Below are 22,168 nucleotides of genomic sequence, written 5' to 3'. Positions count from 1 at the left end.
TTACCCAGATGAAACTAATTGATACCTCGCCCGCGCGCGAGGTGGCACGCCAAGCCATCAACCTGCGCCTGAACCTGAAGCAAAGTCAGACCGAATTCTGGTCAAGGTTCGGCATCAGCCAGGCCTGTGCCAGCCGTATTGAATGCACCAGCCTGGTACCCGCCCCCGTCTACATCCTGCTGCGCTTGTACCTGAGCGGGCGCCTGCAGGAAAGTGACCTCGCCTAGCGCAGGCAGTGAGACTCAAGGCGTGATCAATTTCTGCTGGATGGCCTTGAGCACCGCCATCTGACGCGAGCTCACCTGAAACTTGCGGCGTATATTTTTGAAATGGAAGTCGATCGCCGAGGTTGTGCTGGACAGTATCGTCGCGATTTCCCAACTCGTCTTGCCCGCCGCGCTCCACTGCAACACCTCTTTTTCCCGACTCGTCAGGTGCACCACCGCGTGGTTTTCAGGCTGCCCCCTGAGCAACCGCTCAATCACGTAATCGCGCAGCAATGTCGCCATGGGCAGGGAGTGAATGATGGCGGAGACAGAGCGGGGCCCCCGCTCGTAGGGCTTGAGGCAAAACATACCCGCCTCGCCTCGCGGGCCGTGCACGGGCAATGCCAGCCCCAACTGGAGCCCGTGCATCGCGGCTTCTTCGAAGAACGCCAATTCCGCGGGCTGACGGTAGTTCTCCCGGTTCCAGAGCAATGGCAGGTTAGAGTTGAGGCAGTGATGCACGATCGGGTCAATCGCGGCATAGGCCTGGCTGTCGTAATGATTGCGCCAGGTAACCGGGTAGTTGCTTTGAATCACTACCTGCTGGTTGGGCGCACCAGGACCAGGCTTTACGCCCAACAGGAAATTCGAGTAACCCAGTCTACACGTCAGTGTCTTCAGGTTCCCCAGCCAGTCCTCGAAGCGCTCCGTCTTACCGAGTTGTACCAGATCATCCATTACCAGCATGGTCATTCCCTTCCATGGTCACACCGTTCGACGGTGCTCTCATCCTGAGATAGCACGAGGGAAATCGAGCCCCGTCATTAAAATGGGGCGGTAAGGTAGTGACGGGGAGCGTTGAAGTCAATATGCCTGCAAAGGACCCGACAATCGCTCACTCAGTCGTCGGGACCGGGGCTTTACTGCCCAAACGGATCAGCTCATTGGAGAAACACAGCCCGACAATAATCAGTGCCGCCCCGACGAACAGGCTTTCGCGCGGTACTTCATGGAGCACCACAAACGCCAGCAGCGCGGCGAACAGCGGCTCGGTCAGTTCCAGCGCCTGCACTTGGGATGGTTTAAGATGCTCGATGGCCTTGGTGGTGCAAAAGAAGCCGAGAATGGTCGGCAGCGCAGCCAGCGCCAGCAGTGCGGCGATCGCCAATGGCGACAGCTCGCCGATCACGAAACCATCGGCCGCAGCCGGCATCAGCAGGTACAGGCTGCCAAAAAACAGCAATTGTCGGGTGAAGTGCAGCCCCCCGGACACGCCCATCTGCTTCATGGCAACCGAAAAGGCCCCATAGCCGCAGCCGGCCATGGAGGCAAGCGCAGCGCCTTGCAGGGTAAAGCCCTGTTGCAGGTCGGCGCCAAAGATCACCGCGATCCCGGCGATGGCCAGTGCGGCGCCCACGGTCGCGTTCGCGGTGATGGCATCCTTGAGGAAAATGCGCCCCAGGATGATCGAGGAAATCGAGGCACTGGCCATCAGCACCACCACTACACCTGCCGCAGCGTAATGCCGATAGGCAGACGTTTCGAAGTGAAACAGCACGAAGATGCCAAGGAAGGCGCAGATTGCCGCCTGAGTCCATTTGGCCGTAGATGCCGGGCGCTTGAGGAAAAGCAATAGGATCGAAAGTAGCATGCAACCCAGCAGGGTCTTGATGACGGCCACACTGCTGGCAGTGAAGCCATTACTCATGAGTACTTTGCTAAGCACACCGATCGTTGCGTTCAGTGCCGCGGCGGAGAGTGCAAACATGACGCCTTTGCTGAAACTAGATTGCATTGATGACGGTCCCTGTCGCTACTTTGTCGTTAGATAGAATGCCGGCCCACATCGACGGCGCAAAGTTCGAGGATACAAAGATCCCGCCAAACCCGGCATTGATTGTGGCATAAACCGGATCGCCCAGCAGAATCCTGTGGGCCTTCTTGAGGTTCCAGTACGGAATGGCGGGAAAGAGATGGTGGATCAGGTGGAAGTTCTCTCCGTGCATCGCCGTGAAGAAGTGTTCGAGCGGATGGCTGAAGCGATTGCGGGTGGCCTGCAGATCGGTTTTGGCCTTGACGATCATCGGATAATGCTCGGCCAGCTCGATGAACCAGGTCAACGCCTGGAAGGTGGTCAGATACGGTAACAGCCAATAAAGCAGGTAGCCTTTGGCGCCGAGGACCAGCGTCAGGCACAACGCGAGCAGACACTGACAGGTCAGCACTGAAAACAGCTCGCCCTTGCTGGGGCTGCGAACCAGCCGATTGACCAGCAGATACCTCAAGCTCTCCGGCGCGCTTATGAACAACATCGGCTTTATCAAATGCGCGAGCGCGAACCTGAACGTCGAACGCGTTTCGAATACCCCGGATTGCCGATAGTACTGGTAGTCGGGGTCGTGATTCGGATCACCCAGCTTGTGATGGTGATCCAGGGTATGGGAGCGCTTGTAGCTGGCCCAGGCCTGGAATATCAGGAAGCCGGAACACCATGTACCGAGGAATTTCTCCAGTCGTCTGCTGCGGCACAGCGCGCCATGAGCCGCTTCATGCAGCAGCGTGGCCAGTGCTCGTTGCCGCGAGCCAATCAGCAGGATCGCCAGCGGCAACAGCCAAGGGCTGGACTCGCCCAGGTAGATCGCCAGGCTGATCCAGAACAAGTTCTGCAGCAACGCAAAGGGGCCGTGGTAATTGTCGTACCGGTACAACTTCTTGATTTGGTCCTTTATCTCTTTCGAGAACCGGTGTCTGGGTAACATCAATAGTCCTGTTGATTAACCATGGAAACTTTTTAGCCGTGCGTACTGCATGCGGCAGGAATTCGAGCGACCACGGAAACTAATGAGTTACCAGGACGGCCACAACCTCCCTATTCCGGGAGGTACCAGACCGTGCGCCTGCCTATTAACGTGGGCGTTACCGGCCTGCGTCAGGCACGGCAGCACCACTGCGCACAAGGACGTCACGGGAATTTATCGATGCCAGGTTTTGAAAACGATTACGCCACTTACGATTTCGACATTACCTTCGAGGGTAGTGTCGCGCTGGTAGCCTTCACCGACTCGCACCGGCACAACCTGTGGTCGATGCCGCGAATGGCCCAACTGACCCGTCTGCTGAGGCAACTGAACGCGGATGACGCGGTGGGTGCAGTGTTGTTGCACAGTGGCGAGGGCCGCTCGTTCGGCGCCGGAGGCAGCTTCCACGAGACCTCGACTTTCACCGGTGGCAACGAGGTCGACGTGTGGATCGATCACGTCACCGACCTGTACATCGCCGCCCTGCAACTGAACCGTCCATTGATTGCCGCCATCGACGGCTATGCCATCGGCATCGGCCTGCAAATAGCCCTGACCGCTGACTACCGAATCGGCAGCGATCGTTGCGTGCTAAAGATGCCCGAGTTCGAATTGGGCATTGCCTGCACCTTCGGCGGCTTCATGCTCGAGAAGATCATCGGTCGCAGCCTGATGCAGCACATGCTGATGTCCTGCGACGCTTGGCCTGCGCAACGCGCCATGGCCGACGGGCTCCTGCATGCCGTAGCCGATGCAGGGCAACTGCGCGCCCGAGCCCTGGAGCAGGCCCACCGTGCCGCCGCGTTCACCGATGCAGCGTTTCGTAATACCAAGGCCTACCTCAACCGGGACTTTATCGCTGGCCTGGAGCAAACCCGCATCGCCGGCAAGCAGGCGCACCGCGCGGCCTTCGCCGCCGGTGAAGCGCAAGGACGGATGAAGGCGGTGTTGAACCGCTCCAGCGCGCAACCGAGCGTGGGGGCGATCTCGTGACCGTACACCCCTGGTTGCTACTCTCCAGCCGTCCCCTCGAACACTTCGAAGACGCCCGCCTGCCATCGACCGCGTCAGCCTTCCAAACCTATGCCTCGGCTTGGCCAATGCCCGCTTCCGCCACCAGGGCCGATGCGCAGGGCCGCCCTTGCACGCGCTGGAGCGTGGGGGGTGACAACCTGATCGATATGCAGGGTGCCCAGCTGACCGTGACCACCAGTAGCCGCAACATGACCCCGCTGTACTGGAGCGCCGATGATCACGGAAACTTCGTCCTGTCGACCGACCTGCTCATCGCCGCCAGCGCCTGGGTGCGCCTGACCGATTGTCAGCTGGCCGTGCGCGAGGAAGCGGGCGTACGCCTGGATGGTCGCTCAAGCATCCAGGGCATCGACCGACTACCGCACAGCAGCCGCCTGGAGGTCGTCCTCCACGGCAACCAGGCGCGCATCGAACGTAGCGAAATGCACGACAACCTGGCCATGCAGAGCGCTCGCTACGACGACGCCCTGTTCGCCGGGCAGGCTCAGATCCGTGCTTTGCAACAGAGCATCGCCGGCCATCTGCAACGGCCCGCCAAGGTCGCCGCACTGGTCTCCGGCGGCGTCGATTCCGGGCTGGTCGCCGCCCTGCTCGCGGCGCAATGTCCGAGCTTCGAAGCCTTCAGCATCGGCACGCCCTGGGGCAACGAGTTCGATGATGCCCAGCAACTGGCCGACGCACTCGGGCGCCCGCTGAACCGTGTCGAACTCGACCCGCAATCGATCTTGCTGGCGCTGCCACAGACCATCCGTGCCTTTGCCCATGCACAGCCGCAATCCGTGGAGATCGGGGTAGCGATCACCGCGTTCTGCAGGCAATTGGAAGATCCTCGACTGATTTTCACCGGCTATGGCTCGGACCTGATCAACTCCGGCCTGGCCACCGGTGACGGTCTTGCCGAAGACATACGCAGCAGCATCGCCATCGAGGTCAACAAGACCCGCTACTCAAGCGAACTCACCAGCGTCGCCGCCCAGGCCTGTGGCAGCCAACTGGTCCATCCCTACTGGGACCTACCGGTATTGCGTACGGCATTGGACACTTGCCCGTCGGTCAAGACCACCCGCGGCCGCGAAAAGGGCCATCTGCGCCTGGCCGCCGAACAATGGCTGCCGGCGGAGGCCGCCTGGCGCAAGAAAACCGCCATCCATCATGGCAACGGACTGGGTACCGCGCTGGCGCAGTTGATCGACGCCACCACCGGCCAGAGCGGCAGCGCGGCGCCCCTGTACCGGCAGATCCTGGCGACCCAGCTGGACCAGGCCGTGCGTGCCCCGCTGGCGCCCCTGGGCGCCGAAGAAGTGCTTGACCGATCCCTGCAATCAATCGCTCACCGTCGCTGAAGGAACCGCCCATGAACTCATCCGTTTTCCCGCGTGGCCGGGCCCTGACCGCCTCGGGCCTGGGCGTCCATTTGCCGGACGAAACGCCGCTGGCCGCCGTTCGCCAGGCCGTGCTCGACCATGGCGTGACATTGCTGCAGAACGTCCAGCTTGACGAAAGCAGCTTTCGACAGTTCGTCGAAAGCCTGGGCGACAAGGTGTCCTACGCTGAAGACAACGCCAAGGTCGGCTACGGTTTTACCGACATCCTCAAGCTCGACGGCAGCCACGACAAGGAAAAGGTCATCACCGGTCGCGGCAGCTTGCCGTTGCATACTGATGGCATCCTGCTCGGCACCCAGGTCGACCTGATCATCCTGTATGCCGAGGACGTCAAGGACATCGACGAGGACGGCGCGACGGTGGTGTGCGACCAGCTCGCGGCCTTGAAGGACATGCCCGAATCGCTGCACCAGCCACTGCTGGACGGCCGGCTCGAGTACCTGGCCTTCGAGCGCGGCTACTTTACAACCGTGCCCGAAGGCTGGTACCCGATTTCCACCTTCCGCGACTACGGTCGCGTGCGCTCGCTCAATCTTGCCCTGCCCTTCGACGGCCAGGCCAAGGCCAGTTGGGACGTACGCGTGCCAGGGCTGAGCGAGGCAGCATCAGCCGCCTGGTTCGCGGCGCTGGAACAGCACCTGATGGCCGATCAGTACCTGTACTGCCATCGCTGGCGCAAGGGCGACCTGTTGATCATCGATAACCAACGCACCCTGCATGGGCGTCGCGGGCTCCTGCCCAATACCTGCCGCAAGCTGCTGCGCGGCCAGGTGACGTTCGAGGCCGTCGCCTCGGCGCCAGGCGCTGCGCTGGGGAGTGCCTGAGGGTGTGCACAATCATTGCCGCCGTCGGGCTTTCGCCGCAGTGGCCGGTGCTGCTGGCGACGGTGCGCGACGAATCAGTAGAGCGCCCATGGCAGGCCCCCGCCGCGCACTGGCCTGAGCACTATCCAAAGGTGATCGGCGGCCTGGACCTGTTGTCCGGCGGTACCTGGCTGGCGCTGGACACTCACCGGCACCGCGCCAGTTTCCTGGTCAATCGCCCTGAGCAGGCAGGCAGTGATACCCGCAGCCGTGGCGAACTGCCGTTGATCGCACTACAGATGCCCGAGCGACGCTGGGACGCCGAGAGCCTGCGTCGATACAACGGCTTCATCCTGGGGCAGGCCGATGCCAGTGGCTTGACACTTCATCAGTGGGATACCCGGTCGCTGCGTTCGGTGCGCCTGGAGAAGGGCATCCATGGCCTGTGCTATCGCGGCATCGGCGAGGATCACCCGCGCCTGGCACGGCACCTGCCCCGGTTCGCCGCAAGCCCCCTGCCCCAGCCAACGACGACGGCCTCCCCTGCACACGCCTGGGGCCAGTGGCTGCAGCTTCTGGCTGGCGATGGCAAGTACAGCAGCGCAGCAGATGCGCTGCTGTGGCGGCGTGACGTCGAAGGCGGTCCCTGGTCCTCCCAATCAGCCGCCTGCCTTGCACTGGGCGTACGGCAGGCGCGGCTGGATTTCAGTGCCTCTCCACTGGAACCGGCCAGCTGGCGCAACGTGACGCTCACCTAATCCCATCAGAACGAGAATGATGCCTTGAATATTCAACCCATTGCGCCGGATAACTACCCCCAGTTGCTGGCCTTCATCCGCCAGTCGGACGATGCCGATGCCCAGCTGTTCCTCGTCGGCGCATTGAACAATCGCACCGAGGGCCTGCAGGTGTTCGTGCACCAGGATGCAGGGCGGTTGCTCGGCGCCGTCGCCCTGCTACCGAGCCTGCCGCCGTTTGCCGTACCGGTGATCCTCGTCGTCGGCGAACCGGGCGCGTTGCTGGCGCACATTGCAGAAGGCCATGCCAGCCCCCAGATGGCCATCGGCCCCAAGGCCGCTCTGGAACGGCTGCTCGAACACTGGCCAGCTGCCTGGCTGCCACTGATCGGCCGTCGCGACGAGGTACTGCTCAAGCAGTTCGATGCATTCCCGGTCGCGTCGGCGCCGGCGCTCACCACGCGCCTGGCCAGGCCCGAGGACGAGGCCACTCTGGTCGACTACCGGATCCAGATGGAAAAGGACTCCGGCGTAACGCTGGTCTCCAGCCGCGAACAGGCCACGCAAACTGTTCGCCAACTCACCCGGACCCAGGCACTGCATGTGGTCGAGGTCGATGGGCAGCTCGGCGGCTGCACCGCCCTGACCAGTCGGGACGAGCAGCACGAGCAACTGGGTTTCATTTTCGTCGAGGCCCGGCACCGGTTGCGGGGTGTCTCGGACAAGCTGCTGGGCGAGGTGTGCGCCGGCATCCACCGTCGCCAGCGCAGACCGCTGACATTTACCTGCGTCGGCGGCCCGTTGCGCCATCGCCTGGGCGAGATCGGCTTTCGCGTGGTGGGCGAACACCTGAAGCTGTATTTCGGCTGACCATCAAGGAGACCGACGAATGTTCCAGCGACAATTCCTCAGCGTGGTTGCGCGGCATCGAGACCACCCGGCGGTCATCGACAGCCATGGCAACGCCCGCACCTACGGCGAGTTGCTCCAGGACATCGACCAGTTGCGCGCCCGCCTGCACGGCACCGGCCTGCGTGAGGGAGACGTTGTGGCAACCCAACTGGGCAACAGCACCGGCTACGTGGCGCTCTTGTTCGCCATGGCCAGCCTCGGACTGGTGCACTGCCCTGTGAGCCTGGCAAGCAGTGTCGAGCATCGGGCGATGCGCCTGTCCCAAGTCGACGCCGCCGTGCTGATCACCGCGTCGGGTATCGTACCGGCCGAGATCGACGTGCCAGGCTTCGCCCTGTGCAACCCGTCCCACGTCACCCTGGAGGCCCCCGTCCACGAAGAGCAAGCCGGGCTGATGCGCATGCAGGAAACCTCCGGCAGCACAGGCACGCCAAAGCTCGCCTTATGGCGCCAGGACCGTCTCTTTCGGGAAATCCTGCACTGGGTCGAGTGTGCCGGGCTCGACGCCAGCGCGCGCTACCTGAACATCCATACCCTCGATGGCGGTCATGCCGTGGACCTGCACGTGTTCCCGGCCTTGCTGACCGGCGCCACGCTTTACCTCGGCGAAGCCACCCGGATCGAGGACAACTTGCGAACGCTCCACGAACAGCGCATCAGCGTGATGAGCGCTTTACCGGCCCAGTACCTGGAACTGGCGCAGGCCGCGCAACGGTGCGCAATCCGTCTGCCGGCGCTGGCCTTCCCGTTCTGTGGAGGCGCCTACCTGGACGACCTGGTGGTATTGGAAGCCGAGCTCTGCCTGGGCGTGCATATCAAGCGAATCTACGGCTCCACGGAATTCGGAATGATCCTGGCCAACTTCGCCCCAGGCCTGCAGATAGGCTGTGGCATGCGCGTGGTAGGAGATGTGGAGGTGAGACTGGCGATCCTCGACCCCGCACAGCCGGAGATCGGCGAAGTCATCGCGCGCTCCAATCATCGGGGCTCTGGCTATTTTCCGCTGCCGGCCAACCCGGTAGAGGATGCCACCTATGCAACAGGGGATATCGCCAGGCAGCTGGCCGATGGCAGCCTGATGCCTCTGGGGCGGGCGAATGATGCATTACTCACCGTACATGGCACGCAGTTCGCCCCGGTCCTCGAAGGGCGTATCGCACAGGCAATGACGTTCGAACGGGTGGTCATACTGGTCGATGAGTTGGATCGCCGTCGCGCCCATGTGGTGGTGCAGACAGGTATTGCCACGGCCCGGGATTGGCAGTCGGAGCTTGCCGGTTTGCTGGAGAACATGGGAATTGTCGGTCGCACTGCGGTGCTTGAACGGATACCGTTAACGCCGACCGGCAAGCCGGACCGCATGCGCCTGCGCCAGCAGCTCGGCGAGCAGCATGCCGACAAGGAATCATTCACTCTTCTGAAGGACCTGACATGAGCAACACGCACATCCAGCCGAAAGGCTTCCGCAGCATTATCGCTAACCTGGGTATCAAGGACAGCCGCGACGATTTCATGGCCGTCATCTCCGAAGTGCCGGCCAGCGTCAGTGCCGTATTCACCCAATCACGCTTCGCCGGCCCGAGCGTGACCTTGTCCCGCGAGGTCGCCAAGCGTGATACCGCACGGGGCCTGATGGTCATCGCGCGAAACGCCAATGTCGCCACCGGCCCAGAGGGCCTGGCCAATGCCCAGGAAGTGCGCATGGGGTTGGCCCGGGCGGTGGAAGTCGACCCGCAGGACCTCATCATCGCCTCTACTGGCGTGATCGGTCGCCAGTATCCGATGGAAAAAATCCGCGCGTTCCTGGGCGACGTACCGGCCCTGCAACCCGCCGACTTCCAGCGCTGCGCGGCGGCGATCATGACCACCGACACCCACGCCAAGCACGCTGCCCGTAAGGTCGGCAACGCGAGTCTGGTGGGCATCGCCAAGGGCGTGGGGATGATTGAACCGAACATGGCGACCCTGCTGACCTTCTTCTTCACCGACGCCAAGATTGCGCCCGACGTATTGGATGCACTGTTTCGCAGGGTGATCGACAAGACCTTCAATGCCCTGAGCATCGATACCGACACCTCCACCAGCGACTCAGCAGCGATCCTGGCCAACGGACTGGCTGGCGACGTGGACCTGGTTGCTTTCGAACAGGCACTTTACGACATCGCCCTGGGACTGGTGCGGATGATCGCCTCGGATGGTGAAGGTGCGAGCAAGGCGCTAGAGGTGCAGGTCACGGGGGCACGTGATGATGCGCAAGCCAAGCGTGTAGCCAAGGCCATCGTCAACTCGCCATTGGTCAAGACGGCCGTACATGGCGCAGACCCGAACTGGGGACGCGTTGCCATGGCGATCGGCAAGTGCGAGGCGGAGCAGGACATCGACCCGAACAACGTACACATCGTCTTTGGCGAGACCGAGGCCTATCCGCGCCAACTGGACGAGGCTGGGTTGAAGGAGGTCCAAAGCTACCTGCGCGGAAAGGAAGTGCTGATCTCGGTGAATCTGAACATCGACCGGGGGCAGTTCACCGTCTATGGTTGTGACCTTTCTGAAGGCTATATCCGGATCAACGCTGACTACACGACCTGAGGCTTTTTATGGCGGAGCTGCTGAGAATGCCTTTTTCAGGTCCGCCAGACCAGGGTGCAAACCGCAAGGTGGTGATGGGGGTGGTGCACCTGACTGAGCTGGAACAGCTGAAGATGGGCTCGGTGCTGGATGAGCAGGCGGTCAGCATCAGCGGCTGACAACGCCCTGCGGAAGAACGGGAAGCCTGGCTTCCCGTTTTGTTGATCGCGCTTCTGGGTTACCCCATTTAGCTCATGACTTAGGCCCGCCACGGTGGAAGAGCCCCTTCGAAAAGTGAAAAGGCTCGATGCAGGAAACGGTTGAAGCGAGCGGCATCACGCCGCAGCCCTGCCTGTTGACCACCAATCAGGCACAGATGGGCCACCTGCCCCATCACTTCTGCTTCGCCTGGCATAGGGACCCAGCGGCGGCACGTCCGTATCGCGAAGTCCAGTCGTCTTGTGTCAACACGCTGCTGAAACTCGGCTACCAACGGATCGTGCAGCGACCAGGCTCGGATGGAAACTTCCCGCCCAGGTTGTTTCTCAGCGGCAATACTCAAGTAGCGTTTCAAGGTTTCGCCCGCGCTACGACCCTGCGCCGCATAAGCGAGCATGCGCTCCGTGTAGTCTTCTTCCCAAGCGGCCAGCAAGGTGCGGACAAAGTCTTCGCGATTGCGGAAATGGTGATAGAACGATCCGCGGGTCACATTCAATCGGCGCGATAGACTCTCGGCCGAAACGCCAACATGCCCTATTTGGTCGAGGGCTTCAAAACCAGCCGCGATCCAATGGTTACGCGTTAGTTTTCTCACCAGTATTTCGCTCCCTATTTAGCGCCATACAGACTGTGTATGGTGCGCAACCGATTGATACGCTGCGAACACCCGCAAAGATGGCCGTTGCGTTTTGCACGCCAGCACTTTTCATGGAGCTCGCCTTGAAGAAAATCGTTCTGGTTGCTTTCGACCAATTCACAGATATCGACCTGTTCCTGATGTGGGACATTCTAGGCCGCAACACTGAGGACTGGCACGTCCGAATAGTGGGTTCCAGCGCTATCGTGCGATCGGCGCACGGCCTGCCTGTTTCGGTGCACGGTCCGCTTTCCGAGGCCAATAGTGCCGACGCGGTATTGTTCGTCAGTGGCAAGGAAGGGATACCCGCTGCACTTGCCGCCCCCGATTTCCTGCCGTCGTTTGAACTTGACTCCAGACGCCAGCGAATCGGCTCCATATGCGCCGGAGCGTTCATTCTCGAACGGCTTGGGCTGCTCAGCGGCCAAGCCACTACACACCCGGACGCACGATCGAGCTTGCAAGCTCTGGGACTTGAGCCCGTGGACCAGCCTCTTGTATGCCAGGGGAACGTTGCAACCGCTGGCGGATGCCTTGCGGCGCTCTATCTGGTGGGATGGTTGGTGGAATCCTGGTTCGATGTCGACAAGCGCCGTGCGACGTTGCTCCCTGTTCTGCCAGCTGGGCAGCAAGAGCTCTATGATGCCTTGATCGGGCTCAGTATCCGACAAGGAAATACAGGGCGACAAGGAGCGTTATACGACAAGCCATCGCAACAAGAAACGCGACATGGCATGTCGTCTAACTTGTAGTTAGACCTCAGGAGAGATCCCCGATGCCCAGAGCATTCAAGCTCATTAGGTCCGTGCCTGTCCCCTCGAGGTCCGGCATCACCCACCTTTACAAGTCGATGAACCTAGCGGACGCTTTTGCGATTCGGCTCCCCGCGGGCACATCCAGCAATCCAGATTTGCTAGCGCGATTCATCTTTTCCCACCAGCCATCCTGGATCGGATGGCTCATGAAAGTCCGAGACACTATCGTTGCCTGTTTTGGTCTCAAGACAGCCAAACATTTGGCATCACTTGCCAATCGGATTGGAATCTTCAAGGTCTACAGCACGAACCAGACTGAAATCGTGTTGGGAGAGGACGACAAGCACCTCGACTTCCGGATATCGATCCTATGTTCTGGAGAGGCAGAGCCAGAAGGCAGTCGCCAACTCGTTTTTTCAACCGTGGTCCAGTGCCACAACCGTCTAGGCCGGGCCTACATCTTCGTCATTGCCCCCTTTCACCGCTTGGTTGTTAAGGCCAGCCTCCTCCGTGCAGCGCGCGTCGGTTGGCCTCTGGCTACCTGCCCCTAAGGCTGAGAGCGCTGTGTGCCCCCCTGAGGTCTAACCCTTCCATCGAAAGATCGGTGGAGGATCGAAGTCAGCCGACATCACGCGGGTACCCGATACCCGGGCTCTTTTCGTTCCTGCGCCAGTCCCGATGTCGCTTGCAGGTAAGCAGCAGTCGATTGCGACACGTTTTGACTTTTCGCTACCGGCCGCTTAGTGACTGCCCTACACTCAGATCAGCTGATGGATCAGCACCCTCTGGAAAAAGCCCGGCCCAGTGCCGGGCTTTTTACGTTTTGCCCTCGAGCTGACAAAATGCTCTCCCCTCATGAATGGACTCACTCGCATGCGCCTGCCCCTTTGCCCCTAGCCCTACTCTGCACCGCCTCCTTTACTATCCATGCCAGCACTGCATTCGGAGATGCGTAGGGTTTATCACTCAGCATCCATTTTGCCTCCAGCCAGAGTCAATCAAGGGTTCTTCGAAATCGCAGCAGCGCCACCGCCCCCACGACAGCGGTAAACAAAAGAAGTGGCCATAGGTCGGGCCAGATCTCGGCAAAACCGTTGGCCTTGAGCAGAATGCCGCGCACGATGCGCAGGAAGTGTGTGGCCGGTAGGAGCGTGCCAATGGCTTGGGCCCAGGTAGGCATCCCCATGAACGGAAACGCGAACCCAGACAGCAGGATGTTGGGCAGCAGAAAGAACATTGTCATCTGCATGGCCTGAAGCTGGTTCTGCGCGACGGTCGAAAATGTGTATCCCACCGCCAGATTGGCAATGATAAAGATCACCACGGCAATCGACAGAAGCCCAAGCGATCCAAGCATCGGTACCTGGAAGATGTAATGAGCCGCCGCCAGGATGACCGTACTCTGGATGGCGCCAATCAACACATTGGGCGTGATCTTTCCGATCATGATTTCCAGCGGTGTCGCCGGCATAGCCAACAGATTTTCGTAGGTGCCACGTTCCCGCTCGCGCGTGAGCGCGAGGCAGGTCAGCAACACCATGGTCATCGTGAGGATGACGCCGAGAAGGCCGGGCACAATGTTGTACTGGGTGATCGACTCGGGGTTATAGAGCAGGTGAGCGACGGTATTGAACGGTGCCGGTCCCTGCGCTCGTGACGCCAGCGGTCCAACCAAGTCATCTCGCAGCGCCGTCGCCGCGAGATTGTTGAATGCGGCCAGTGCATAGGAGCCTGCGGCAGGATCAGTAGCATCAGCCTCGATCAGAAGGTCTGGCGCTTTTCCGCGTACGATGTCACGCGTGAAGTTAACCGGAATCTCCACGACGAAAGTGACGTTACCTTCCTGTAGAAGTCGCCGTGCGCCTTGGGGATCGTTCGTCTGGGCAACAATATCGAAGTAGCTCGAGTTGGCCAGGGCCGCAACAATGGAGTGAGCAAAAGGGCCAGGATCGGCAACAGATATAGCGGTGGGAAGGTGTTTCGGATTCACGTTGATCGCTGCCCCGAAGATGAGCAACTGCATCAGCGGCACCCCGAGGATCATCCCCAGCGTCAGACGGTCACGACGCAATTGCAGGAATTCCTTGGAAAGGAGTGCCCGGATCCGGCTCAATGAGAAGCTCATTGAGTCCGTTCCTGCAACTGAATGAAGACATCTTCCAGACTGGGCTCTGCCTCTTCAACGACAAAGGCAGGTTGATCCCGATAAGTGGCCAGCGAACGCTCAAGCGCGTCGCGATCACGCCCACTCACATGGAGGATTGTCCCGAAAAAGGCGACATACTCAACGCCGGGCTGTCCACGTAAAGTGTCCGCCAGTCGTCGCACGTCCCTACCCCGAATGAGGAATGTGAAAAGCCCGGACTGCGAGATCACTTCACTCACCGTGCCGCGAGCCACCAACTTCCCGTCAAGGATGTAGACGATGCGATCACAGCGCTCTGCTTCATCCATATAGTGTGTAGACACCAATACAGTCAGGCCGCCTGCGCTCAAACGGTGGATCTCATCCCAGAATTCGCGCCGCGCCTGCGGGTCAACGCCGGCAGTGGGCTCATCCAACAGGAGCAACTTGGGCTCGTGCAACATGCAAGCCGCCAGCGCCAAGCGTTGTTTCCAGCCTCCCGACAGCTCTCCGGCGAGCTGCTTCTGACGCTCGACAAGCCCCAATCTTTTTAACGTTTCATCGACACGCAGGCGTAGGTCAGACATTCCATACATGCGCGCAGTGAACTCCAGATTCTGCCGGATCGAAAGATCCTCCCAGAAGCTGAACTTCTGCGTCATGTAGCCCACCTGGCGCTTAATGGCTTCTGCCTGCGTCCTGAAATCAAGCCCTAGACAGGTGCCGCTACCCTCGTCAGCACGCAGCAGACCGCACAGCATGCGAATCGTGGTGGTCTTTCCTGAGCCGTTCGGCCCAAGGAATCCCCAGACCTGCCCTTGCGGTACAGCGATGTCGATGTGGTCAACCGCTAGCTTCTTGCCAAACCGCTTGGTGAGACCGGTGATATTGATCGCCATGACGTCCATCAAAGCGGCCTCACTTCGACCGGTTGTCCGGGGTGCAGCGGCAGGCCGCCAGGTGCACGTGCTTCTGCCTTGAACACCAGTTTTTCACGGCTGCCGACGCTGAAAATCACCGGGGGCGTGTATTCTTGTTGCCTGGCAATAAACGTGATTTCCGCTTCCACCGGCTTACAGCCATCGCAGCTCACTTGGACTTTTTGCCCAAGGTGAACGCTGGCGAACTCCGTCTCAGGCACAAAAAAACGGACATAAATACTCGCAGGCGGTAGCACAGACACAACGTTGGTCGAAGCACCCACGTACTCACCAGGATGAAAGTAGAGGTCCTCCACCGAACCTTCGGTTTGCGCCACGATACGTCGCTGTGACAACGAATAATCGGCGCCACCCAGCGATGCGGCCATTTGACTGATCTGCGCATGCAACTGCGCAATGTGTTCCCGCGATTGCCTGGCGCTGTTTTCTGCCTGATCTCGCGTAGAGGGAATGCCCGCGTTGGCATTCGCAAGGCCGGTCTGTCTGTTCAGCTCAATGGTCAGGAACTTTAGATTCACCTCTTCCTGCGCGAGCGAGGCTTTGGCCTGGTCAAGCGATGCCTGCGCCTGATCGCGACTCGTTTGCTGCTGGGTATCGTCCAAGGTGAACAACAGATCGCCCTTGTGTACTGCTTGCCCACGCTGAACAGCCACTTCCGTTAACCAACCTGGCTGAGGCGCGCCGATGAAGGCGTAATCTCCTTCTCCATAGCCGAGCCATCCAGTGTCAGATTTATCGCTGCAGCCCGCCAAAGGCAGTAGCAGAAATAGAAACCAAGCACCCCTAGCGCGCGGTTTTGAGTGGCGAGCAAACAGGATATGGACGATGCTGGTTTTCATCTGTCGCTCTCACTCTTGCTCATGGAGGTCGGCATGACCTCCTGCCAAGATGGCAAGCCGAAGCGGTCAGGTCTCCCCGCAGTGGCAGGATCCACGTTGGCGGGTTCCACCCTCAACGATAGAAGAACGGGAGCAAGGCTTCCCGTTCATTTGAGTATGAAGCTCTACAGCCATGTCAGCCTCTCAGGCGATTACCTGACCTCTGCTCGGACCGAGATAAGAAACTTAAGGTGGTGTCTGGCTCAGTTGAACCACAACAGTAATCGGCAGACGCTTGCGGGCGCAGGCGGCGGAGTCAACGAAAACGGGCGCCTTGAAGGGCGCCCGTTTTGTTTGTCAGGGACTGCGGGCAACGCGTGGATCAGACCTGCTTTACACAGACTGAATACCACGTTTACTGAACGTTTTTCAGCTTGACCACATCACCGGAGATCTTGGTGGTGTAACCGGTCAGGACCCAAGCCCAGAACCAGTTTTCCTGCACCTGGGTGTTGATCATGGCGTCGCCGCCCTTGGCTTTGATCGCCTCGTCCTGAGCACGAACAAAACGGCTGTTCTGCCGGATCGGAATGACGCCAAACAGCAGGAGGCCAGTGGCGCTCGCTTCACTGTGGCCGAGAACGGTGTATTGACTGCTGTCATACTGCTGGGTCTTCATCGAAGTGCCGGTGCAACCCGCCAAAACCAGGCCAAACAGAGCAACGGCAACAACTTTCCTGAGGTATTTCACTGTGTAACTCCATGAGAAAAGCCCGGGATCCATCTCTCGAGCGGCGCACAGTCTAGCGGATAAGATGGCCAGTTAGCATCATCACGTGCAGTCAGGTGAATCTCTCACCACCTGTGATAAAAATACCGTCCGTGGTTTTCACGGCAGAAAGGTACGTGTCTGAGATTGAAATCATTACCTTCGGCAGAGGCTGCCGGGCTCAGACTTCACGTAGCAGCGAGCGGAAAAGTGGGTCTAGAAAGCGCTCTTTATCACGCCCCCATCGGCTCGCAACGCAGCTCCCGTCGTTGCCGACGACAGCGGACTGGCAATATAAGCCACGAGGGACGCAATTTCCTGCGGTGAGCCAAATCGCTTGATGAGCGATGTGGGGCGAACCTTCTCGAAGAATTCCTTTTCGAACGCTTCGAACGATTGGCCTTCGGCTTTGGCAAGGGTCTCAGTGCCCATTCGGCGTTTTTCAAGGTAATTGTCGCGTCAACTGTCTAACTATCGGGCTGTCATTGAACTCGAACACCATCAACCCAGCCTCACAACGTTCTTTGGCTATTACCGATACCTTTCGCGATATCGATGCCCCAATCCAGCGCGGCTTCCATGTCCAGCAGGTGCGGCCTTGGATCGTGCCCCTCGAAAATAACCGTGCCGTCCGGCCGGTAAACACCGATCAACAACTCCAGCGAGCCGTCCCTCAGTATCTCGGCCTTGACCTGGATCTTGCATCCGTTCGACAGCGTCTCCTTGTGGACCTCATGGCGCTCAGTCATTGCTGCACTCCTCCCGTCGTTGATACCCGAGTAACGTAAACCCCTATAGGCTTCATGCTCGAAGGACCGAACATCGACTCCCCTGAGGCGAACGGACAGTGTCCTGTCTTTCAGGAAGCTCGTTCACTGCTCCATCACATCATCCGCCCAACTGATCGCCGCAACCACTGTCGGGAAACCGATCGTGCTGGTCAGAGAGATCAGTGTGTGATGGATCTGCTCTCTCGTAGCGCCCGCTTCCAGTGCCCGCCTTGTATGACTGTGCACCGCGCCCTCGGAGCGGATGGCAGCCGCGGCACCGAGCTGAATCAGTTGGACCACTTTCTCGTCCAGTGGGCCGGCATGACGCACAGCCGTCCCCAAGGTCTCCACTGCCGCCAAGTACTCCGGGTACTGCTGTTTGAGATTTCGATAGGTCTTGTGCTCTTTCTTCTTTGCCATCTTTGTCTCCTCGCGAAACTGTGCCGACAGGCACACCTGCGGCAATGTTCCAGCCCGACTCATAAGGCGTCGATTACCTGAACGTGCGTAAAGCAACAGTAGGCTAATCTTAGTGCAGCTTATTGCTCACGATGCTCGCGTCTGCAGGTTTTGGTGTTTTCTGGAGAGCGTCTGCAACAGCTATTTCAGAAAGGCCCAAACCCTTCACGCAGGACTATGTGATGACCGAGCCCCTCCTCAGCCTTGACCAGCTCAAGCGTGCCGCCGCCTCCGGCGAGATTGATACCGTTCTTGTCTGCATGGTCGACATGCAGGGACGACTGGTCGGCAAGCGATTTCAGGTCGAGTTTTTCATCGACAGCGGCCATGAAGAAACCCATTGCTGCAATTACCTGCTGGCCGACGACATCGACATGGAACCGGTGCCGGGTTACGCCGCGGCCAGTTGGAGCAAAGGCTATGGCGACTTTGTGCTCAAACCCGACATGGCCACGTTGCGACGGGTACCTTGGCTTGAGTGCACGGCGCTGGTGCTCTGCGATGTGCTCGATCATCACCATCGACGGGAGCTGCCGCACAGCCCCCGGGCCATCCTGAAAAAGCAGGTCGAGCGACTGCGCGAGCGCGGCTATACCGGCATGTTCGCCTCGGAACTCGAGTTCTATCTGTTCGACGAGAGCTACGAGACCATTCACCAGCGCAACTACCACAAGCCGAAAACGGCCGGCCACTACATCGAGGATTACAACATCCTGCAGACCACCCGCGAGGAACCTGTGCTGCGGATGATTCGCAAGCATCTGCAGTCCTGCGGCATTCCCGTGGAAAACTCCAAGGGTGAATGGGGGCCGGGCCAGGAAGAGATCAACATTCGCTACGCCGATGCCCTGACCATGGCCGACCACCACGTCATCATCAAGCACGCCTGCAAGGAGATCGCGCAACAGCAAGGCAAGGCGATTACCTTCATGGCCAAGTGGCGCTATGACGCCGCCGGTTCCAGCAGCCATATCCATAATTCGCTCTGGGATAAAAACGCTAAAAAGCCGCTGTTCTTCGACGCCAAGGCTGAGTTCTGCATGTCGAAGCTGATGCGCACCTGGGTGGCCGGGCAGCTCAAATACGCCAACGACATCACCTGTTTTCTCGCGCCCTACATCAATTCGTACAAGCGCTTTCAGGCCGGCACTTTTGCCCCGACGCGAGCGGTATGGAGCCGGGACAATCGCACCGCAGGCTTTCGGTTGTGTGCCGAAGGCAGCCCATCGATCCGTATCGAATGTCGCATCGGCGGTGCCGACCTCAACCCTTATCTGGCCTTCGCTGCCTTGATCGCCGCGGGCCTGGCCGGTATCGACGAGAAGCTCAAGCTCACGCCGCCCTTCGAGGGCGATGCCTACCTCGACGAGCACTTGCCGGAAGTGTCGAAGACACTGCGCGATGCCTGCACCGCACTCAAGGCCTCGACCATGTTGCGCGAGGCGTTCGGCGATGAAGTGATCGACCACTACGTGCACACCGCCGAATGGGAGCAGAAAGAGTACGACCGGCGGATCACCGACTGGGAACTGCAGCGCGGCTTCGAGCGCTATTGAGACCACCATGACTTCGACGATTGAACTCATCTCACCGGTCGATGGCCGGGTCTATGCAGAACGCCGCTACTGCGATGCGGCACAGATCGAGCAGGCGCTGGCGACGGCCGCAGCCGCCCAGGCGCAATGGAAACGCCGGCCACTGAACGAACGCGCCGCTTTGTGCAGTGCCGCGGTGGACGCGATGCTGGCGATGAAGGCTGAAATCGTCCCGGAACTGGCCTGGCAGATGGGCCGCCCGGTGCGCTTTGGCGCGGGCGAACTGCGCGGGTTCGAAGAACGTGCCCGCCATATGATCGCCATTGCGCCTGAAGCCCTGGCAGCGCTCGAACCCACGCCTGTCGCCGGTTTTCGACGTCATATCAAACGTGAACCGCTGGGAACGGTGCTGGTTGTCGCCCCCTGGAATTACCCCTACCTGACAGCGGTCAACACGATTATCCCGGCGCTGATGGCCGGCAACAGCGTCATCCTCAAACACGCGTCGCAAACACTGCTGGTCGGTGAACGGTTCACCGAGGCCATGCGCCGCGCCCATCTGCCCGAAGGGGTGTTCCAGAACCTGCTGCTCGATCATGGCCAGACTGCGGCGATCATTGCCTCTGGACGGGTGCAGCAGGTGAACTTCACCGGCTCGGCCGACGCCGGCAAGGCCATGGAAAGCGCCGCCGCGGGGGCTTCCTTGGCATGGGGCTGGAGCTCGGCGGCAAAGACCCGGCCTACGTCCGGGCGGACGCCCACCTCGAACACGCGGTGGAGAACCTGGTGGATGGCAGCTTCTTCAACTCCGGGCAGAGCTGCTGCGCGGTCGAGCGTATTTATGTCGATGAAAAGATTTACCCAGCCTTTGTCGAGCGCTTCGTCGCATTGACCGGCCAATACGTGCTGGGTAATCCACTGGACGAAGCCACCACGCTCGGTCCGTTGGTGACGCCGAACGCCGCTGAATTCGTTCGTGGTCAGATCGCCGATGCGCTGTCCAAGGGCGCCAGGGCACTGATCGATCCGCAGGCCTTTCCCGCTGACGCGCCGGGCAGCGCCTACCTCGCGCCGCAGGTGTTGGTCGGCGTCACCCATCAGATGTCGGTGATGCGCGAAGAAAGCTTTGGTCCGGTGGTCGGCATCCTGCCGGTGACCAGCGACGACGAAGCCATCGCCCTGATGAACGACAGTGAGTTCGGGCTCAGCGCGTCCATCTGGACGCAAGATCTCGCCGCCGCCGAACACCTGGGCAACGAGATCGACACCGGCACCGTATTCATGAACCGCTGCGATTACCTGGACCCGGCCCTGGCCTGGACCGGGGTGAAGCACAGCGGGCGCGGGGTGACGCTGTCGCGCCTGGGTTACGAGCACCTGACCCGAGCCAAATCCTTCCATTTGCGCCACGAGATCTGAGCCATGAGCCTGACTGGAAACTGGAACTACCCCACGAGCATTCGCTTCGGTGTCGGTCGCATCACCGAGTTGGCCGACGTCTGTCGCAGCCAGGGTATCCAGCGACCGTTGCTGGTCACCGACAGTGGCCTGGCGCGCGCCCCGATCACCACGGCAGCGCTGGACGCCTTGCGTGCCGCCGGCCTCGGCGTTGTGCTGTTTTGCGACCTCAAGCCCAATCCGGTCTCCGCCAACCTGGCGGGCGGACTCGACACCTGGCGCGCCGGCCAACACGATGGTGTGGTCGCCTTCGGCGGTGGCAGCGGGCTGGATATGGGCAAGCTCATCGCGTTCATGAGTGGCCAGAGCCGACCGGTCTGGGATTTCGAGGACATCGGCGACTACTGGACACGCGCCGACGAAAGCCGCATCGCCCCGGTCATCGCCGTGCCGACTACCGCGGGTACGGGCTCGGAAGTCGGCCGTGCGGCGGTGATCATCGACGAGCGGACCCACACCAAACGCATCATCTTCCACCCGAAAATGATGCCGCGCGTGGTCATCAGCGACCCGGCCCTCACCGTCGGCATGCCGGCCAAGGTCACCGCCGGTACGGGCATGGACGCTTTGGCGCACTGTCTGGAGGCGTACTGCGCCCCCGGTTTCCACCCCCTGGCCGATGGCATCGCGGTAGAAGGTATGCGCCTGGTGGCGAATGCCTTGGTACGTGCCGTCCACACACCCTACGACCTCGAGGCACGAGCGCACATGCTCGCGGCGGCGGCGATGGGCGCCACCGCCTTCCAGAAAGGCCTGGGCGGGATGCACGCCCTCTCGCATCCGGTGGGCGCGCTGTATGACACCCATCACGGCATGACCAATGCCACCTTCATGCCTTATGTGCTGACATTCAATCGCCCGGCCATCGAAGAACGCATCACGCGCCTGGCGGCCTATTTGCGTCTGCCCTCGCCGGGCTTCGACAGTTTTCTGGCCTTCGTCCTCAAGCTGCGCAAGGACATCGGCGTACCGCACACGCTGGTTGAACTGGGTGTGGATGATCGGCGGGCCGACCTGATCGCCGACATGGCGATTGTCGACCCTTCTGCCAGCGGCAATCCGCTGCCACTCACCCGGGCCGGCGCGGCAGAAATTTTCGAAGCGGCTTATCACGGGCGTATTTAGAGCTGTTGACGGGCCAGGGTCGAGTCTTGAACACGCAACATGGACAGGTTGTAGTTGATGAAAGCCGAATTCAAGTCCTGAAACAGGTGCAAACCCATTTCAGGACTAGACAG

General features: G+C 60.4%; 23 protein-coding genes and 2 pseudogenes. 14 read left to right on the top strand and 11 right to left on the bottom strand.

From position 1 onward, the window contains the following. Positions 1 to 8 precede the first annotated feature (8 nt). The gene (locus NUH87_RS29065) at positions 9 to 227 is read left to right on the top strand and encodes a hypothetical protein (protein WP_338523722.1); all 219 of its coding nucleotides are present in this window, start codon (positions 9 to 11) and stop codon (positions 225 to 227) included. A 15-nt stretch (positions 228 to 242) separates the two neighbouring features. Here the strand turns inward: NUH87_RS29065 and NUH87_RS29060 are convergent, their stop codons facing one another. From NUH87_RS29060 to gntB, 3 genes are all read right to left on the bottom strand, one after another. After that, positions 243 to 959 carry a LuxR family transcriptional regulator gene (locus NUH87_RS29060; protein ID WP_338523721.1) on the bottom strand — a complete coding sequence of 239 codons (717 nt, stop codon included), beginning with the start codon at positions 957 to 959 and terminating at the stop codon, positions 243 to 245. A 142-nt stretch (positions 960 to 1,101) separates the two neighbouring features. Further along, entirely contained in the window at positions 1,102 to 2,001 is a 900-nt protein-coding gene (locus NUH87_RS29055) for a DMT family transporter (RefSeq protein WP_338523720.1), read from the bottom strand. After that, entirely contained in the window at positions 1,991 to 2,965 is a 975-nt protein-coding gene (gntB, locus tag NUH87_RS29050) for a guanitoxin biosynthesis L-arginine gamma (S) hydroxylase (RefSeq protein ID WP_338523719.1), read from the bottom strand. Before gntB ends, NUH87_RS29055 begins: the two co-directional genes overlap by 11 nt. A 219-nt stretch (positions 2,966 to 3,184) precedes the next feature. On the opposite strand from gntB, the gene NUH87_RS29045 reads away from it, so the two are divergent. The 8 genes from NUH87_RS29045 to NUH87_RS29010 are packed head-to-tail and all read left to right on the top strand — an operon-like array spanning position 3,185 to position 10,623. Next, on the top strand, positions 3,185 to 3,997 hold the full coding sequence (locus NUH87_RS29045) for an enoyl-CoA hydratase/isomerase family protein (RefSeq protein ID WP_338523718.1): 813 nt from the start codon (positions 3,185 to 3,187) through the stop codon (positions 3,995 to 3,997). Continuing rightward, positions 3,994 to 5,382 (top strand): asparagine synthase C-terminal domain-containing protein, encoded by a 1,389-nt coding sequence (locus NUH87_RS29040; protein WP_338523717.1) that lies wholly within the window; start codon positions 3,994 to 3,996, stop codon positions 5,380 to 5,382. Before NUH87_RS29045 ends, NUH87_RS29040 begins: the two co-directional genes overlap by 4 nt. A gap of 11 nt (positions 5,383 to 5,393) precedes the next feature. Beyond that, positions 5,394 to 6,248: a TauD/TfdA family dioxygenase gene (locus NUH87_RS29035; protein ID WP_338523716.1), complete on the top strand. Its 855-nt coding sequence runs from the start codon at positions 5,394 to 5,396 to the stop codon at positions 6,246 to 6,248. A 2-nt stretch (positions 6,249 to 6,250) separates the two neighbouring features. Continuing rightward, positions 6,251 to 6,985, top strand: coding sequence for an NRDE family protein (locus tag NUH87_RS29030; RefSeq protein ID WP_338523715.1), 735 nt, complete (start codon positions 6,251 to 6,253; stop codon positions 6,983 to 6,985). Positions 6,986 to 7,009: 24 nt separating this feature from the next. Further along, complete coding sequence (locus NUH87_RS29025; RefSeq protein ID WP_338523714.1) at positions 7,010 to 7,834, top strand: GNAT family N-acetyltransferase; 825 nt, start codon at positions 7,010 to 7,012, stop codon at positions 7,832 to 7,834. 19 nt (positions 7,835 to 7,853) lie between these two features. Further along, positions 7,854 to 9,311, top strand: coding sequence for a class I adenylate-forming enzyme family protein (locus tag NUH87_RS29020; protein WP_338523713.1), 1,458 nt, complete (start codon positions 7,854 to 7,856; stop codon positions 9,309 to 9,311). Next, entirely contained in the window at positions 9,308 to 10,465 is a 1,158-nt protein-coding gene (gene argJ / locus NUH87_RS29015; RefSeq protein WP_338523712.1) for a bifunctional glutamate N-acetyltransferase/amino-acid acetyltransferase ArgJ, read from the top strand. Before NUH87_RS29020 ends, argJ begins: the two co-directional genes overlap by 4 nt. 26 nt (positions 10,466 to 10,491) lie before the next feature. Next, entirely contained in the window at positions 10,492 to 10,623 is a 132-nt protein-coding gene (locus tag NUH87_RS29010) for a hypothetical protein (RefSeq protein WP_338523711.1), read from the top strand. Positions 10,624 to 10,703: 80 nt separating this feature from the next. Here NUH87_RS29010 and NUH87_RS29005 read toward each other — a convergent pair whose 3' ends face one another. Beyond that, positions 10,704 to 11,258: a TetR/AcrR family transcriptional regulator gene (locus tag NUH87_RS29005; protein WP_338523710.1), complete on the bottom strand. Its 555-nt coding sequence runs from the start codon at positions 11,256 to 11,258 to the stop codon at positions 10,704 to 10,706. A 125-nt stretch (positions 11,259 to 11,383) separates the two neighbouring features. Between NUH87_RS29005 and NUH87_RS29000 the strand changes: the two genes are divergently transcribed. Both NUH87_RS29000 and NUH87_RS28995 read left to right on the top strand, forming a co-directional pair. Beyond that, positions 11,384 to 12,052 (top strand): DJ-1/PfpI family protein, encoded by a 669-nt coding sequence (locus tag NUH87_RS29000; RefSeq protein ID WP_338523709.1) that lies wholly within the window; start codon positions 11,384 to 11,386, stop codon positions 12,050 to 12,052. A 23-nt stretch (positions 12,053 to 12,075) separates the two neighbouring features. Continuing rightward, entirely contained in the window at positions 12,076 to 12,606 is a 531-nt protein-coding gene (locus tag NUH87_RS28995) for a DUF2867 domain-containing protein (protein ID WP_338523708.1), read from the top strand. Positions 12,607 to 13,049: 443 nt separating this feature from the next. On the opposite strand, the gene NUH87_RS28990 is transcribed toward NUH87_RS28995, so the two are convergent. The 7 genes and pseudogenes from NUH87_RS28990 to NUH87_RS28960 form a co-directional block, all read right to left on the bottom strand. Then, positions 13,050 to 14,180, bottom strand: a complete 1,131-nt coding sequence (locus NUH87_RS28990) for an ABC transporter permease (RefSeq protein ID WP_338523707.1) — start codon at positions 14,178 to 14,180, stop codon at positions 13,050 to 13,052. Next, positions 14,177 to 15,079, bottom strand: a complete 903-nt coding sequence (locus tag NUH87_RS28985; RefSeq protein WP_338523706.1) for an ABC transporter ATP-binding protein — start codon at positions 15,077 to 15,079, stop codon at positions 14,177 to 14,179. Before NUH87_RS28985 ends, NUH87_RS28990 begins: the two co-directional genes overlap by 4 nt. A gap of 8 nt (positions 15,080 to 15,087) precedes the next feature. Next, positions 15,088 to 15,960 carry an HlyD family secretion protein gene (locus tag NUH87_RS28980; protein ID WP_338523705.1) on the bottom strand — a complete coding sequence of 291 codons (873 nt, stop codon included), beginning with the start codon at positions 15,958 to 15,960 and terminating at the stop codon, positions 15,088 to 15,090. Positions 15,961 to 16,354: 394 nt separating this feature from the next. Beyond that, positions 16,355 to 16,690, bottom strand: a complete 336-nt coding sequence (locus tag NUH87_RS28975) for a lipoprotein (RefSeq protein ID WP_040066210.1) — start codon at positions 16,688 to 16,690, stop codon at positions 16,355 to 16,357. A gap of 234 nt (positions 16,691 to 16,924) precedes the next feature. Continuing rightward, positions 16,925 to 17,131, bottom strand: a pseudogene (locus tag NUH87_RS28970) (SDR family oxidoreductase); the annotation flags it as partial. Between the two features lie 89 nt (positions 17,132 to 17,220). Further along, positions 17,221 to 17,457 (bottom strand): hypothetical protein, encoded by a 237-nt coding sequence (locus NUH87_RS28965; RefSeq protein WP_040066207.1) that lies wholly within the window; start codon positions 17,455 to 17,457, stop codon positions 17,221 to 17,223. Positions 17,458 to 17,580: 123 nt separating this feature from the next. Further along, positions 17,581 to 17,898, bottom strand: a complete 318-nt coding sequence (locus NUH87_RS28960) for a carboxymuconolactone decarboxylase family protein (protein WP_040066205.1) — start codon at positions 17,896 to 17,898, stop codon at positions 17,581 to 17,583. 221 nt (positions 17,899 to 18,119) lie between these two features. Between NUH87_RS28960 and NUH87_RS28955 the strand changes: the two genes are divergently transcribed. From NUH87_RS28955 to NUH87_RS28945, 3 genes and pseudogenes are all read left to right on the top strand, one after another. Next, entirely contained in the window at positions 18,120 to 19,493 is a 1,374-nt protein-coding gene (locus tag NUH87_RS28955) for a glutamine synthetase family protein (RefSeq protein WP_338523704.1), read from the top strand. A 7-nt stretch (positions 19,494 to 19,500) separates the two neighbouring features. Continuing rightward, positions 19,501 to 20,891: pseudogene (locus NUH87_RS28950) on the top strand (aldehyde dehydrogenase family protein). A 3-nt stretch (positions 20,892 to 20,894) separates the two neighbouring features. Then, positions 20,895 to 22,055, top strand: a complete 1,161-nt coding sequence (locus NUH87_RS28945) for an iron-containing alcohol dehydrogenase (protein ID WP_338523703.1) — start codon at positions 20,895 to 20,897, stop codon at positions 22,053 to 22,055. The last annotated feature ends 113 nt before the right edge of the window (positions 22,056 to 22,168 follow it).

It is taken from the genome of Pseudomonas batumici (assembly GCF_036585405.1).
GTDB classification, from domain to species: Bacteria; Pseudomonadota; Gammaproteobacteria; order Pseudomonadales; family Pseudomonadaceae; genus Aquipseudomonas; species Aquipseudomonas batumici.
The sequence above is the reverse complement of the archived record's forward strand: the minus strand, read 5'-3'. Positions and strand labels throughout refer to the sequence as shown.